This is a genomic window from Vibrio cholerae (assembly GCF_008369605.1).
Taxonomy (GTDB): Bacteria; Pseudomonadota; Gammaproteobacteria; order Enterobacterales; family Vibrionaceae; genus Vibrio; species Vibrio cholerae.
On sequence record NZ_CP043554.1, the window covers coordinates 2,301,862 to 2,316,644 of the forward strand.

General features: G+C 45.8%; 13 protein-coding genes and 2 tRNA genes. 4 read left to right on the forward strand and 11 right to left on the reverse strand.

The annotated features are described in order from the left end of the window. Positions 1 to 15: 15 nt before the first annotated feature. From nusA to rlmE, 9 genes are all read right to left on the reverse strand, one after another. Positions 16 to 1,503 carry a transcription termination factor NusA gene (gene nusA, locus F0316_RS10655; RefSeq protein ID WP_000031603.1) on the reverse strand — a complete coding sequence of 496 codons (1,488 nt, stop codon included), beginning with the start codon at positions 1,501 to 1,503 and terminating at the stop codon, positions 16 to 18. 18 nt (positions 1,504 to 1,521) lie between these two features. Next, positions 1,522 to 1,977, reverse strand: coding sequence for a ribosome maturation factor RimP (rimP, locus tag F0316_RS10660; protein WP_000147148.1), 456 nt, complete (start codon positions 1,975 to 1,977; stop codon positions 1,522 to 1,524). A 209-nt stretch (positions 1,978 to 2,186) separates the two neighbouring features. Beyond that, positions 2,187 to 2,263: transfer RNA gene (locus tag F0316_RS10665), tRNA-Met, on the reverse strand. A 53-nt stretch (positions 2,264 to 2,316) separates the two neighbouring features. Then, positions 2,317 to 2,400, reverse strand: a tRNA-Leu gene (locus F0316_RS10670). A gap of 7 nt (positions 2,401 to 2,407) precedes the next feature. Further along, a complete protein-coding gene (gene secG, locus F0316_RS10675) occupies positions 2,408 to 2,743 on the reverse strand; it encodes a preprotein translocase subunit SecG (RefSeq protein ID WP_000495557.1) in 336 nt (111 codons plus the stop codon). Between the two features lie 256 nt (positions 2,744 to 2,999). Next, positions 3,000 to 4,340 (reverse strand): phosphoglucosamine mutase, encoded by a 1,341-nt coding sequence (gene glmM / locus F0316_RS10685; protein WP_032475274.1) that lies wholly within the window; start codon positions 4,338 to 4,340, stop codon positions 3,000 to 3,002. 25 nt (positions 4,341 to 4,365) lie between these two features. Then, a complete protein-coding gene (folP, locus tag F0316_RS10690) occupies positions 4,366 to 5,202 on the reverse strand; it encodes a dihydropteroate synthase (RefSeq protein ID WP_085603139.1) in 837 nt (278 codons plus the stop codon). A gap of 66 nt (positions 5,203 to 5,268) precedes the next feature. Next, the gene (gene ftsH, locus F0316_RS10695; RefSeq protein ID WP_001107448.1) at positions 5,269 to 7,215 is read right to left on the reverse strand and encodes an ATP-dependent zinc metalloprotease FtsH; all 1,947 of its coding nucleotides are present in this window, start codon (positions 7,213 to 7,215) and stop codon (positions 5,269 to 5,271) included. 109 nt (positions 7,216 to 7,324) lie between these two features. Next, positions 7,325 to 7,954: a 23S rRNA (uridine(2552)-2'-O)-methyltransferase RlmE gene (gene rlmE / locus F0316_RS10700; RefSeq protein WP_000043220.1), complete on the reverse strand. Its 630-nt coding sequence runs from the start codon at positions 7,952 to 7,954 to the stop codon at positions 7,325 to 7,327. 119 nt (positions 7,955 to 8,073) lie between these two features. Between rlmE and yhbY the strand changes: the two genes are divergently transcribed. Further along, positions 8,074 to 8,370 (forward strand): ribosome assembly RNA-binding protein YhbY, encoded by a 297-nt coding sequence (yhbY, locus tag F0316_RS10705; protein WP_001054291.1) that lies wholly within the window; start codon positions 8,074 to 8,076, stop codon positions 8,368 to 8,370. Between the two features lie 76 nt (positions 8,371 to 8,446). On the opposite strand, the gene greA is transcribed toward yhbY, so the two are convergent. Beyond that, on the reverse strand, positions 8,447 to 8,920 hold the full coding sequence (gene greA / locus F0316_RS10710) for a transcription elongation factor GreA (RefSeq protein ID WP_001883448.1): 474 nt from the start codon (positions 8,918 to 8,920) through the stop codon (positions 8,447 to 8,449). Between the two features lie 556 nt (positions 8,921 to 9,476). On the opposite strand from greA, the gene F0316_RS10715 reads away from it, so the two are divergent. Together F0316_RS10715 and dacB are read left to right on the forward strand one after the other, a co-directional pair. Continuing rightward, a complete protein-coding gene (locus F0316_RS10715; RefSeq protein ID WP_001044317.1) occupies positions 9,477 to 10,514 on the forward strand; it encodes a porin in 1,038 nt (345 codons plus the stop codon). A 97-nt stretch (positions 10,515 to 10,611) separates the two neighbouring features. After that, complete coding sequence (gene dacB, locus F0316_RS10720; protein WP_172626016.1) at positions 10,612 to 12,057, forward strand: serine-type D-Ala-D-Ala carboxypeptidase; 1,446 nt, start codon at positions 10,612 to 10,614, stop codon at positions 12,055 to 12,057. A 67-nt stretch (positions 12,058 to 12,124) separates the two neighbouring features. Here dacB and tyrS read toward each other — a convergent pair whose 3' ends face one another. Next, entirely contained in the window at positions 12,125 to 13,312 is a 1,188-nt protein-coding gene (gene tyrS / locus F0316_RS10725; RefSeq protein WP_000146476.1) for a tyrosine--tRNA ligase, read from the reverse strand. Positions 13,313 to 13,442: 130 nt separating this feature from the next. Here tyrS and F0316_RS10730 point away from each other — a divergent pair, with 130 nt between their 5' ends. Then, a complete protein-coding gene (locus F0316_RS10730; protein ID WP_000949649.1) occupies positions 13,443 to 14,744 on the forward strand; it encodes a peptidoglycan DD-metalloendopeptidase family protein in 1,302 nt (433 codons plus the stop codon). Positions 14,745 to 14,783 lie beyond the last annotated feature (39 nt).

Consider the following 14,783-nt stretch of genomic DNA (forward strand, 5'->3'; position numbering starts at 1 on the left):
TCCCCTTGCTGAAAATTATGCGTCTTCACCAAACCAACAAATGTTACGAGCCGCCATAATAAGCTCACCCGCACGCTGTTCGGTCAGACCTTCAATACCTTCTAAATCATCCACACCTTGGTCAGCCAAATCTTCCAGTGTCGCAACACCTTTCGCTGCCAGTTTGAATGCCATGTCGCGTTCCAGTCCTGCTAATGCAAGCAGATCTTCTGCAGGCTCAAGGCCTTCGAACGACTCTTCTTTTGCCAGAGCAATCGTCGTCAGCGCTTCTTTCGCACGACTACGTAGCTCATCTGCCAGATCTTCATCCATGCCATCAACATCAAGCAGCTCATTCATTGGTACGTAAGCGATCTCTTCTAACGTAGAGAAGCCTTCTTCAACCAGCAGCTCAGCAAAATCTTGCTCAATATCGAGATACTTCATGAAGTTCTCGATGGATGCCATTGATTCTTCTTGGTGTTTCTTCTGTAGATCCGCAACCGTCATCACATTCAGTTCCCAACCGGTCAGTTGAGAAGCCAAACGTACGTTTTGACCGTTACGACCGATCGCTTGCGCAAGGTTATCAGCCTCAACAGCGATATCCATTGAGTGTGCATCTTCATCCATAATGATGGATGCCACATCGGCTGGTGCCATGGCATTAATGACGAATTGCGCTGGGTTATCATCCCACAACACGATATCAATACGCTCGCCACCCAGTTCGCCAGAAACCGCTTGTACACGTGCACCACGCATACCCACACACGCACCAACAGGGTCGATACGCTTATCATTGGTTTTTACCGCGATCTTGGCACGTGAACCTGGATCACGCGCAGCCGCTTTCAGCTCAATCAGCTCTTCACCAATTTCTGGAACTTCTACACGGAACAATTCTGCCAACATTTCTGGCTTAGAACGAGTGATGAAGAGTTGGAAACCACGTGCTTCTGGAGCCACTTTATACAGCAAACCACGGACACGATCGCCAGGACGGAAGTTTTCGCGTGGCAGTTGATCTTCACGTAGGATAACCGCTTCAGCGTTGTTACCCAGATCGAGGATCACGGTTTCACGGTTCACTTTCTTCACTACACCAGTCACCAATTCACCTTCGTTATCGATGAATTGTTCAACAATCTGTGCACGTTCTGCTTCACGCACTTTTTGTACGATCACTTGTTTCGCAGTTTGCGTGGTAATACGGTCAAAGGTCACTGATTCGATCTGATCTTCGACATAGTCACCCAGTTGAACCGAGTCATCATCAAAGCTCGCCGCTTCAAATGAGATCTCTTTGGTTGGGTGCTCAACATTCTCAACCACTAACCAACGGCGGAACGTTTCAAACGCACCTGTTTTGCGATCGATGGCAACGCGCACATCGATCTCGATTTCATACTTCTTTTTGGTTGAAGTCGCTAACGCAGTTTCCAGCGCTTCAAAAATACGCTCACGAGGTACCGCTTTCTCGTTAGAAACCGCCTCAACTACCGCTAAAATTTCTTTACTCATTGTTCTAGCCTCAAAGACTTAAAATTTAGGGATCAGGTTAGCTTTTGAAATGTTGCTTAAGGCAAAGTGTTCTTCTTGCCCATCAACCATCACGGCTACGGTTTCACCATCAATTGATTGGATGACCCCTTTCCACTTGCGACGGTTGCCAACAGCCATCTTCAAAACGATGCTGACCTCGTGACCAATAAACTGCTCGTAATGTGCTGCTTTAAAGAGTGGTCTTTCTAGACCAGGAGAAGACACTTCGAGGTTGTAAACGACCGAAATAGGGTCTTCAACATCCAAAACAGCACTCACTTGGCGACTTACTTCTGCGCAGTCTTCCACTGTGATACCGTTTTCGTGATCAATAAAGATACGTAGTGTGGAATGTTGCCCTGCACGGACGAACTCTAATCCAACCAACTCGTAACCTGCAGCAACCACCGGAGCTTCAAGCATTTCAGTAAGTTGTCTTTCTAAACCAGTCATCTAAACCACTCCAGAAACAAAAAAAGGGCTTAGAGCCCAATTTAAATACCAAGCAAATACCTAAAACCCTTAAAAAGGAAATTTAGATAATAAAAAACCCCGATTAAGTCGGGGTTTTTTATTGCTGGACCCTGATAAATTGAGAATCGCTTCTCAACTGCAGTGAGGTTAACACTGCCAAACTTGTCTCTCTAATCGTTAAGAGAGATTGGTTGCGGGGGCCGGATTTGAACCAACGACCTTCGGGTTATGAGCCCGACGAGCTACCAAGCTGCTCCACCCCGCGTCCGACTTGCGAGCATTATACGCTCAACAAGATGATTTACAAGTTTGTAAATATGGTGCCGAGAGAGGGACTCGAACCCTCACACCTAAGGCGCTAGCACCTCATGCTAGTGTGTCTACCAATTTCACCATCTCGGCATATCTTTTATTGAGGAATTTCGTCACTGCTTTTAGCAGGCGCTTCACTCACTGAGTCACCAGCTTGCTGAATCACTTGACCTTGTGAAGGGTCAACCCATTGTGATTCAGTTTTGTGAGTTGACATATTGCCAAGCACAAGGCTGATAACAAAAAATACTGTTGCGAAAATCGCAGTCATTCGGGTTAGGAAGTTACCTGAGCCGCTAGCACCAAACACTGTGTTTGACGCGCCAGCACCGAATGAGGCTCCCATGTCTGCGCCTTTACCTTGTTGAATCAACACTAGGCCAATGATAGCAACCGCTGCCAACAGGTAAATCACAAGTAGAACTGTAAACATTACTTCCACCTATGTTCATATTTGTTGAGCTAGCGCCGTTCGTATCATCAGACTCGAACAAGGCCAGCGACCTTTCTCTCCGAAAGCGGACGCAATACTAACGAATGGTTCCGAGACTGACAAGAGGTATTTTCTAAAAAAAATCACTTTACGATTTGATCGCTCAAAAAACTCGCACAACAGCGTTTTTTCGAGCATTTCTACAATTCCTAGCGCGAAATCAATCAGCTAGGAATTATAGAAACCAGCGCCCAAATTAGCAGTTATCTTTTACAGCTTGAGCAATTTTTAATGCAGATTGCTTCACTAAGGTTTCATCTTCCCCTTCCACCATCACACGGATCAGAGGTTCAGTACCCGATTTGCGCAGTAATACACGGCCTTTCGAACCTAGCTCAGCTTCAACCTCAGATACCGCCGCTTTCACCGCATCAGCTTCAAGTGGATTGTTATCTCCTGCAAAACGGACATTCTCCAACACTTGTGGGTAAAGCGTCATACCTTTCGCTAATTCATGCAGGGTCATTTCACTACCCACTACTGAAGCCAGTACTTGTAGGCCAGCGACAATCGCATCACCCGTAGTCACTTTATCGAGTAAGATGACGTGACCTGAATTTTCCGCACCAATCTTCCAGCCTTTCTCTAGAAGTTTTTCCATAACATAACGATCACCGACCGCAGCGCGTACAAATGGAATGCCCAACTGTTTGAGTCCATTCTCCATGCCAAGGTTCGTCATCAATGTCCCAACAACGCCACCTTTGAGCTCGCCACGGCGCAGTGCATCACGGGCAATAATGTAAGCGATTTGGTCACCATCGACTTTATTACCTAGGTGGTCAACCATGATGATGCGGTCGCCGTCACCATCGAAAGCAAGACCAAGATGAGCCTGCTCTTCAACAACGCGTTTTTGCAGTGCGTGAACGTCGGTTGCACCGACTTGGTCATTGATATTCAAACCATTAGGCTCAACGCCCATTGCAATGACTTCCGCTCCTAACTCACGGAAAACATTGGGCGCAATGTGGTATGTGGCACCATTGGCACAATCCACAACAAGCTTCAAACCAGATAGACTGAGTTTTGAAGGGAAAGTGCTTTTACAAAATTCGATGTAACGCCCCGCCGCATCCACCATGCGTGAAGCTTTACCAAGCTCAGCCGATTCAACACATTCAATGTCTTTATCTAACTCAGCTTCAATCGCTAACTCAATGTCATCCGGCAGTTTGGTTCCTTCGTAAGAGAAGAATTTAATGCCGTTATCGTAGTAAGGGTTGTGCGATGCAGAAATAACAATCCCCGCTTCTGCACGAAACGTTTGGGTAAGATAGGCCACAGCTGGCGTTGGCATTGGTCCGGTGAAGGTCGCTTTTAATCCTGCCGCTGCAAGCCCAGCTTCCAGTGCAGACTCCAACATATAGCCAGAAATACGGGTATCTTTACCAATAATGACTTTTTTCGTGCCTTGTTTTGCCAGTACACGTCCAGCCGCCCAGCCAAGCTTAAGTACAAAATCAGGAGTAATTGGGTACTGGCCAACTTTGCCACGAACCCCATCAGTGCCAAAATAACGTCTCTTATCAGACATTTGTGTTTCCTTTACATTATTGTTTTTACAAATTGTTATGCATCATCTGCACCATTTTGAGTGCATCAATAGTCTGCTCTACATCATGAACACGGATAATTTGTGCGCCTTTTTGCGCAGCCAATGTGGCACACGCAACGCTTCCTGCCACACATTCAGCTGGTTGCTTATTCAGTGTTTTAAAAATCATTGATTTACGTGACATTCCAGCTAAAACTGGCAATCCAAAACGATGAAACTGTTCTAAATGGGCGAGCAAATGATAATTGTGTTGCACCGATTTTCCAAAACCAAAACCGGGATCTAAGATAATATTCTCACGCTTAATACCCGCTGCTTCGCATTGTGCAATTCGCTCAGCTAAAAACTGGCAAAGCTCTTCAATAATATTGTCGTAGTGTGGGTTAGCTTGCATCGTCCGCGGCTGACCTTGCATATGCATAATACAAACCGGGACTTGAGCCTGCGCTGCTACTTCAAGAGCTCCCGGCTCTTGCAAAGCACGCACATCATTAATCAGATCGGCTCCCGCAGCTAATGCTTGGCGCATCACTTCCGCTTTGCTGGTATCAATCGAAATCCATACCTCAGCATTCTGTTTTCGAATCGCTTTGATAAGTGGGATGACGCGCTGTAATTCCTCTTCTAAAGCCACATCAGGAGCGCCTGGTCGAGTTGACTCACCGCCAATATCAATAATCGCGACGCCAAGGTCGATCATTTGCTGTGCTCTTGCCAACGCGACATCAAGGTCAACGTAACGGCCGCCATCGGAAAAGGAATCTGGCGTAGTATTTAAGATACCCATCACAACGGGTGAATGCAGCTCAAGCTGCTTATCGGCATGACTGATTTTCAGCATTCTAAAAATATATTCCCTGCAAACACAAAACCCCGAACAAGTCGGGGTTTAAAGTTAAAAGTGATGTTATTCAGCGTCTTTTTTCTCGCTTGCTGTCGCGACATCCGATGAAGCAGTCTCTGCTGTAGATTCTTCCGCCTTAGCTTCAGGCTCAGCTTTTACTTCAGGTTCAGACGGCGTTTTCGATTGATCACCCCAACCTGCTGGTTCACGAATCACCGGCTTACGCGCCATCAAGTCATCAATTTGACCTGCATCGATAGTTTCATACTTCATCAATGCATCTTTCATCGCATGCATGATATCCATATTATCCATAATGATTTGGCGAGCTCGTTCGTAGTTACGATCAATGATTTGACGCACTTCGTCATCAATCAGCTTCGCGGTGTCATCAGACATGTGCTTCGTCTGTGTCACACTGCGCCCAAGGAACACTTCACCTTCATCTTCCGCATACAACATAGGACCTAGCTTTTCAGAGAAGCCCCATTGGGTCACCATCTTACGAGCAATTTCTGTTGCACGCTCGATATCGTTTGATGCGCCTGTTGAAACTTTTTCTTTGCCGTAAATCAACTCTTCAGCAAGACGACCGCCGTACAAGCTAGAGATCATCGATTCCAGATGCTGTTTAGACATGCTCACGCGATCTTGCTCAGGCAAGTACATGGTGACACCCAATGCACGACCGCGAGGAATGATCGACACTTTGTAAACCGGATCATGCTCAGGTACAAGGCGACCTACTACCGCATGACCAGCCTCATGATAAGCGGTAGACTCTTTTATCTCTTCAGACATCACCATTGAACGGCGCTCTGCACCCATCATGATTTTGTCTTTTGCAAGTTCAAACTCAACCATAGAGACGTTGCGCTTGTTGCCACGAGCAGCAAACAGCGCCGCTTCGTTAACTAAGTTCGCTAAATCCGCACCAGAGAATCCAGGAGTACCACGCGCAATCAATGATGGCTCTACATCATTCGCCAGAGGCACTTTGCGCATATGCACTTTAAGAATTTGCTCACGGCCACGCACATCTGGCAGGCCTACCACGACTTGACGGTCAAAACGTCCCGGACGCAGCAATGCTGGGTCCAACACGTCAGGACGGTTGGTTGCCGCGATGACAATAATGCCTTCATTGCCTTCAAAACCATCCATCTCAACCAGCATTTGGTTTAGTGTCTGCTCACGTTCATCGTGACCACCACCAACACCCGCGCCACGCTGACGACCTACTGCATCAATTTCATCAATGAAAATAATACATGGAGAGGCTTTCTTCGCTTGTTCGAACATGTCACGCACACGAGATGCACCGACACCGACAAACATTTCAACGAAATCCGAACCAGAGATAGTAAAGAATGGCACTTTAGCTTCACCAGCAATCGCTTTGGCAAGCAAGGTTTTACCTGTACCAGGAGGACCAACCATGAGTACACCCGTTGGGATCTTACCACCCAGCTTTTGGAAGCGGCTCGGATCGCGCAGGTAATCCACCAGTTCTTTCACATCTTCTTTTGCTTCATCACAGCCCGCAACGTCGCTGAAAGTGGTTTTTATCTGGTCTTCACTCATCATACGCGCTTTGCTCTTACCAAATGACATGGCACCTTTGCCACCGCCACCTTGCATTTGACGCATGAAGAAGATCCAAACCCCAATCAATAGAATCATTGGGAACCAAGAGATGAAAATGGTACCCAGCAAGCTTTGCTCTTCAGGAGGCGTACCTTGTACTTTCACGTCTTGATTTATCAAGTCATCGAGGAGCTTTTGATCATAAACCGGCATGTAAGTTACATAACGGCTGCCGCCTCCACGACGCATGAAAGTAATTTCACCGTTGTTGAATTGAGCTTCCTGAATCTGGCCTTGACCAACTTCCTTTACAAATGTGGTGTAGTCGACTGCTCTGCCGTTATTCTCACCGGGGCCGAAGCTCTGGAATACAGACATCAAAACGACAGCAATCACAAGCCACAGGATTAAATTTTTTGCCATGTCACTCAAGGTGTAAGCCTCGCGATAACTAATTGTAATTAAAAGGTAGGGTACTACAGTTTGTAGCTAGCGGCTATAGGGTCTACTTAGGCACCAAATAGTGAAATAGTTAACCTTTGTAACCAGTCGCTACGATAAAAACTTCTCGTGAACGTGATCGAGAGGAGTCCGGTTTACGGATTTTAACCACTTTAAACAGGTCTCTTACTGCTTTGACATAATCGTCAAAGCCTTCTCCTTGAAACACTTTCACCACAAAACTACCATTGGGAGCCAGAACTTGTCGACACATATCCAGTGCCAGTTCGACAAGATACATGGCGCGTGGCTGATCGACGGACAAGTTACCCGCCATATTAGGTGCCATATCAGACATCACCACATCGACCATATCTGGCTGGATTCGATCTAGCAATGCATTGAGTACCGCTTCCTCACGGAAATCACCTTGCAAGAAAGACACCCCCGCAATCGACTCCATAGGTAAAAGGTCACATGCAATAACACGCCCACCTTCGCCAACTACTTTGGCCGCAAATTGCGACCATCCACCAGGTGCAGCGCCAAGATCGACAACTGTCATACCAGCTTTTAGTAGTTTATCTTTGTTTTGGATCTCTTCTATTTTGAAGATAGCACGTGAACGATAGCCTTTCTTCTTTGCTTCGTTAACATATTTGTCGTCAAAATGCTCTTTTAACCAGCGAGTTGAGCTGGCCGAGTGTTTCTGTTTACTCATTTTGTTCCTAACTAAGTCACCACTATCCAAGAAAGTCTGGTAGAAAATATAGTCTTCTAGCATAGATGGCGTTAAAATGACGGTTTTCAACCCTAATATTAAATAAATTTGGCCGCGTAATGAACCTAAGCAACAAACAAAAGCAGCATCTGAAAGGCTTGGCACACAACTTAAAACCTGTTGTGTTGATGGGCGCTAACGGACTCACAGAAGCTGTGCTGGCGGAAATCGAAATTGCGCTCGATCACCATGAACTGATTAAAGTGAAAGTCGTTTCTGAAGATCGTGAAACTAAGCAATTGATCGTTGACGCAATTGTTCGCGAAACTGGTGCCGAGAAAGTACAGGTAATTGGTAAAGTCCTAGTACTTTATCGCCAGTCTCAGCAACGCAAAATCGAATTGCCACGCAAATAATCAGCCAATGGATGAAAAAAGGTCGCGACTGCGACCTTTTTTACTTTTCCCTAAAATGATTGGCTAATTGGCGAAGCTATAGATATTCCACGCGATCAATTTCAAAGACCTTATTGCCCCCTGGAGTCGCAATCGAGACTTCATCGCCTTCAAATTTACCAATCAAACCACGAGCAATCGGCGAATTGACTGAAATACGACCTGATTTGATATCCGCTTCATCATCACCAACGATTTGGTAAGTCTTCTCTTCGTCGCTGTTGACATCAATCACCGTCACCGTGGCACCAAAAATGACTTTGCCACTGTTTTCCATCTTGGTGACATCAATCACTTGCGCCACAGACAACTTGTATTCGATATCACGAATTTGCGCTTCACAGATCCCCTGCTCTTCACGTGCAGCATGGTATTCCGCATTCTCTTTCAAATCGCCCAACTCACGAGCTTCTGCAATCGCTTCTGTAATTTTAGGCCTGAGCTTTAATAGTCTATCGAGTTCTTCACGCAGTAGCTTTTCACCACGCGCTGTCATTGGAACTTTTTCCATCATTTACCTCTGCGCCAAAGTGTTTCTTTGGACAATAAAAAATTTCCCAACATCCTAAATCGGGTCGGGTTAGGGTTGAACCATTTGGATTACTCAAAAGTGTAAACAAAGTTAAGAGCTAAATCATCCAAATTCAAGATTTGCGAGGCGAATTTAGTTGAATCCCCATTTTCGCTTTTTATATGTGATCTTTAGCACAATTAGATTGCGTGCATTTTGCTCAATATCGATAAAAAAAAATAAAAAATACAACAAATTAAATTAAAAAAAACACTCACCAACAAACATTAAAATCATTTAAAAACAAAAACTTGATAAATTTTTACCAACAATAAAACAGTGTTCACAAGTTGGATTTATATCATTTTACTAACTGATAGCGGAACTTTGGGAGTAAAAAAATAGCCACGAAAATGGCTGAGCCATCAAATCTTTATGCTTTTTATGGTTGAACACAACAATGACCAATGAAGCTTGATGCATCACCTATTTCGATTGACGTGGCTTACGTCGCACAAAAATCAAATTTATGGACAATAAATTAGGACTTAATAAGATGAACAAGACTCTGATTGCTCTTGCTGTATCAGCTGCTGCAGTGGCTACTGGCGCTTACGCTGACGGAATCAACCAAAGCGGTGACAAAGCAGGTTCAACCGTTTACAGCGCGAAAGGTACTTCTCTAGAAATCGGTGGCCGTGCTGAAGCGCGCCTATCTCTGAAAGATGGCAAAGCTGAAGATAAATCTCGCGTACGCCTGAACTTCTTGGGTAAAGCAGAAATCAATGACAGCCTATACGGCATTGGTTTCTACGAAGGTGAGTTCACTACTGCAGATTCTACAGCGACAAAAACAGACAACGGTTCTGATTTAGATAACCGTTACACCTACGCAGGTATTGGCGGTACTTACGGTGAAGTAACTTACGGTAAAAACGATGGTGCACTAGGTGTAATCACTGACTTCACCGATATCATGTCTTACCACGGTAACTCAGCTGCAGACAAAATTGCTGTAGCAGACCGTGTTGACAATATGCTGGCTTACAAAGGCCAATTTGGTGACCTAGGCGTAAAAGCAAGCTTCCGTTTTGCTGACCGTACAGAAAACACAGTGACTGATAAATACGAAGACAATGGTAAAGACGGCTACTCTCTGTCTGCTATCTACGCTTTCGGTGACACTGGTTTCAACGTAGGTGCTGGCTACGCAGACCAAGACGAGCAAAACGAATACATGCTAGCTGCTTCTTACCGCATGGAAAACCTGTACTTCGCAGGTCTATTCACTGACGGTGAAAAAGCTGCAACTAACGGTGATTACACTGGTTACGAGCTGGCTGCTGGTTACAAACTAGGTCAAGCTGCGTTTACTACGACTTACAACAACGCAGAAACTAACGACGAAACTTCAGCAAATAACTTTGCTATCGACGCGACTTACTACTTCAAGCCTAACTTCCGTACTTACATCTCTTACAACTTCAACATGATTGATGCTGGCGATGTATTGGGTAAAGTTGGTGGTAACGGTGTAGCAACTAAGATCGACGCTGAAGACGAACTGGCTATCGGTCTACGTTACGACTTCTAATTGTTGACTTCAGGTCACACGCCAAACGCCTGCTCACTAGCAGGCGTTTTTCTATCTCGTTATACTGCAGCAACGTTTCTTGGTGGATGTTATTGCTATGCTTTTTCGCTTCATACCTGTTTGGTTACTCTCTATTAGCGGTTTTCTAATAGCCTCTCCGATTTACGCACAAACACCATTGACTGCCGCAACGACTAAACTTCCTCAAGGGGCACGTTATAGCCTATTGATTGAAGATGCCGCATCACAGCAGAACACTCTCGAACTCAATACTCATCTGTACTATCCCCCCGCTAGCACCCAGAAGATTTTGACGGCGCTCGCCGCAAAATTAGAACTGGGTGATGAGTTTCGCTTTCACACTGATTTAATGCGTTCAGGGCAAGATTGGATCATTCGCTTTTCAGGCGACCCTACCCTGACGACTACGGATTTAACGACACTGATCCAGGCGCTGAAAGCGCAAAGTGGCGGCAGAATTGAGGGCGATTTGTGGTTGGATAATAGTGTATTTAATGGATATGAGCGTGCAGTAGGCTGGCCATGGGATATTTTAGGCGTCTGCTATAGCGCCCCAGCCAGTGCCATCAACCTCGATGCTAACTGTATTCAGGCGTCTATTTATACCGAGCCACAAGGTAAAACGCGCGTTTATGTCCCAGAGCACTACCCTGTGCATGTTCAGTCGCAAGCCATCAGCGTGACACAGAGCGAACAAGAGGGTTTACTGTGTGATTTAGAACTGACGGCAACGCCTGAGAATCACTATAAGCTAGATGGCTGTTTAACCCTACGAGACAAACCCTTACCGCTAAAATTTGCGGTGCAAGATACCGGGATCTACACCCAGCGAGTGGTCTATCGTCTCCTTAGCCAGCTAAACATCGAGCTCAAAGGGGAAATTAAAGTCGGTAAAGCCAATACCAAACAAGCGCAGAAAATCGCTTCTCATCACTCCCAGCCGCTGCCTGTGTTACTGAAAACCATGTTGCAAGAGTCCGACAACCTGATCGCCGATACCTTGACCAAAGCCTTGGGACACCGTTTTTACTCTCAACCCGGTAGCTTTACCAACGGAACACAAGCCATTAAACAGATTTTTTACTCGCGCACGGGCATTTCATTAGAAGATACTCAGCTCGCCGATGGCTCTGGCCTTTCACGTAATAACCGGATGCGTCCACAAGTGATGCTGGAAACTCTTCGCTACCTTTATCAGCACGAAGCTGAGCTCGGTTTAATTGCTATGCTTCCTTCAGCGGGAGAATCGGGCACTTTGCAATATCGACGCAGTATGCGTGCGCCGCAAATCAGTGGCCAAATTAAAGCGAAAAGTGGTTCACTTTATGGCACTTACAATATGGCGGGCTTTGTGATGGACGAAAATCAGCGCCCTAAGACTCTGTTTGTTCAATTCGTCACCGACTATTTCCCTCCGAAATCCAATCCTGAGGTAGCGGTTGAGCCGCCGATTATCCAGTTTGAAACTCAGCTCTATCAAGAGCTTATTCAGTTTAATCGTTTGGCATCTAAGCCAAACTAGGCTACCTGAAAAATAAAAAGCGCCGTTTGGCGCTTTTTATTTATTTTTAGCTCAGGTTTGAAAACCATTACTTGATGGTCACTCGAGCGAACTTACGTTTACCCACTTGGTAAACCGATGTACCACAAGCAGGAATCAGCTTCGCATCCTCTAACTTCTCGCCATCAAGCTTCACCGCACCTTGTTTAATCATGCGCAGTGCATCAGAAGTAGAAGCCACAAGTCCCGCCTCTTTAAGCAGATTGGAGATAGCGATTCCAGACTCGAATTCAAACTCTGGCATTTCCTCAGGCATCGCCCCTTTTTGGAAACGGTTGATGAACTCTTGTTCTGCTGCGTCAGCATCGGCTTGTGAATGGAAACGAGCGATGATCTCTTTTGCTAGCAAAATCTTGATATCACGCGGGTTAGCACCATTAGCAACCTCTGCTTTGAATTGGGCCACTTCTTCTAACGGACGGAAAGAGAGCAGCTCGTAGTAGCTCCACATCAGATCATCCGAAATTGACATGATTTTACCGAACATTTCGCTCGGCGCTTCACTCACACCAATATAGTTATGCGCTGATTTGGACATTTTCTTCTCGCCATCCAATCCCACCAGCAGAGGCATCATCAATACCACTTGTGGTTTTTGGCCGTTGGCTTTTTGTAGCTCACGCCCCATCAGCAAGTTGAACTTCTGGTCAGTACCGCCTAGCTCAACATCCGTCTCCATCGCAACAGAGTCGTAGCCTTGTAGCAATGGGTACATAAACTCATGAATCGCAATCGGCTGACCATTGTTGTAACGCTTTTTAAAGTCATCACGTTCTAACATACGAGCGACGGTCTGGTTTGAAGCCAGACGGATCATCCCTTCCGCTCCCAGTTGTGACAACCACTCTGAGTTAAATTGGATCTTGGTTTTGGCAGGATCGAGGATCTTGAACACTTGCTGCTTGTACGTTTCCGCGTTACGCAATACATCTTCGCGCGTCAAAGGTGGGCGTGTGGTGTTTTTTCCTGTTGGATCCCCCACCATTCCGGTAAAGTCACCAATCAAAAATGTCACGTCATGACCTAAATCCTGGAAAGTACGAAGCTTATTGAGGATTACCGTGTGGCCTAGGTGGATATCCGGAGCCGTTGGATCCGCCCCCAACTTAATTCGCAGCGGACGATTTTCTTTGAGCTTGGCAATGAGCTCTTCTTCGGGGATCAGCTCTTCAACACCACGTTTAATCTCGGCTAAAGCGGCTTCAATACTCGCCATTCTTGTTCACTCCCACAGATTTGGCAAAAATATGATAGTGGGACATATTACTTGAATAGCGATGCATTTTGAAACCAGTTAGACTACCCGACAGCGATTTTGTTAATAATTAAATGAATTTGAACTGAACATGCTTTCTCTTTTCAATCGTCTTCCTTGGCTGCATCGAGTGTTAATCACCGCGTTTAGCGCCATTATTGTCTTCGCCATTTTTTTTCTGCCCAATTCTGAAGATTTACGTAAACCGGATGCTCAGCGAGAAGTAGGACGCCACTATCCCGTCACTCTCGATAACCAACTGGTCTCCACACCAGAGGAAGAAGTGATCGCTCCGCCCTCTGTTATGCTGCGCTGGGAAACCTACCAAGTTGCCAACGGTGAGAGTGCCGCCTTACTCTTCCAGCGAGCAGGACTCTCATCACGCGTGCTCTACGAATTGACCTCAAGCAATAGCGATATCAACAATCAACTGTCGAAGTTAATGCCTAAAGACGAGCTGAAATTTGGCTTTGACAAAGATAATCAATTAGTTCAATTAAAACGCACCATTAGCCCTTATGAAACCTTTGTGGTAACCCGTTCAGATTCTGGTTTTACCTCTGAGTTTGATAAGAAAGAAGTCACCTTCCAACTCAATTACGCCGAAGCCAAAATCACCTCTAATTTCTGGAATGCGGGTGTCGCCGCAGGGTTAAGTGCTAACCAGATCATTGAGTTAGCCAATATGTTTGGCTGGGATATCGACTTCGCGCTCGATATTCGCGAAGGCGATCAATTCAAATTGCTCTACCAAGAAAAAATCGTCGAAGGCTCTGTGATTGGTCGCGGTAATATTATTGCCGCCACTTTTATCAACCAAGGTTCAACCTTTACTGCGATTTTGGATGACAATACAGGCAACTATTACGATCAGAATGGCCGTGCCATGAAAAAGGCCTTCTTGCGTTCGCCGCTCGATTTTCGTCGCGTCTCTTCTAACTTTAATCCTCGCCGACTCCATCCAGTGACCGGGCAAATTAAAGCTCACCGTGGTACTGACTATGTGGCACCAGTAGGAACACCGATTTGGGCTGCGGGTGATGGTGTGGTTGAGAAATCCAGCTATAACCAATTTAATGGTAACTATGTCTACATTCGCCATAGCAATACCTACATTACCAAGTACCTACATTTACAGCGCCGCCTAGTTAAAACCGGAGAGCGAGTAAAACAAGGCCAGACTATTGGTACATTGGGGGGCACAGGACGAGTTACCGGCCCTCACTTACACTATGAATTCTTGGTTAATGGCATCCACAAAAACCCACGCACGGTTGAATTACCACAAGCACAGTCACTGACTGGCAAAGCAAAAGAGACCTTTATTGCGAATGCGAAGCAACGAATGGAAAAGCTTGAGCGTTACAGCCAGTTGCTGTATGCCAATCAATAATCATCTCGTTGCGGACAAAAAGTTAGGCCAGCAATTGCT

Bases quoted from the DNA above. Each gene is read 5' to 3' on its own strand.
- nusA (WP_000031603.1), bottom strand. From the start codon at position 1,503: ATGAGTAAAGAAATTTTAGCGGTAGTTGAGGCGGTTTCTAACGAGAAA.
- rimP (WP_000147148.1), bottom strand. From the start codon at position 1,977: ATGACTGGTTTAGAAAGACAACTTACTGAAATGCTTGAAGCTCCGGTG.
- secG (WP_000495557.1), bottom strand. From the start codon at position 2,743: ATGTTTACAGTTCTACTTGTGATTTACCTGTTGGCAGCGGTTGCTATC.
- glmM (WP_032475274.1), bottom strand. From the start codon at position 4,340: ATGTCTGATAAGAGACGTTATTTTGGCACTGATGGGGTTCGTGGCAAA.
- folP (WP_085603139.1), bottom strand. From the start codon at position 5,202: ATGCTGAAAATCAGTCATGCCGATAAGCAGCTTGAGCTGCATTCACCC.
- ftsH (WP_001107448.1), bottom strand. From the start codon at position 7,215: ATGGCAAAAAATTTAATCCTGTGGCTTGTGATTGCTGTCGTTTTGATG.
- rlmE (WP_000043220.1), bottom strand. From the start codon at position 7,954: ATGAGTAAACAGAAACACTCGGCCAGCTCAACTCGCTGGTTAAAAGAG.
- yhbY (WP_001054291.1), top strand. From the start codon at position 8,074: ATGAACCTAAGCAACAAACAAAAGCAGCATCTGAAAGGCTTGGCACAC.
- greA (WP_001883448.1), bottom strand. From the start codon at position 8,920: ATGGAAAAAGTTCCAATGACAGCGCGTGGTGAAAAGCTACTGCGTGAA.
- F0316_RS10715 (WP_001044317.1), top strand. From the start codon at position 9,477: ATGAACAAGACTCTGATTGCTCTTGCTGTATCAGCTGCTGCAGTGGCT.
- dacB (WP_172626016.1), top strand. From the start codon at position 10,612: ATGCTTTTTCGCTTCATACCTGTTTGGTTACTCTCTATTAGCGGTTTT.
- tyrS (WP_000146476.1), bottom strand. From the start codon at position 13,312: ATGGCGAGTATTGAAGCCGCTTTAGCCGAGATTAAACGTGGTGTTGAA.
- F0316_RS10730 (WP_000949649.1), top strand. From the start codon at position 13,443: ATGCTTTCTCTTTTCAATCGTCTTCCTTGGCTGCATCGAGTGTTAATC.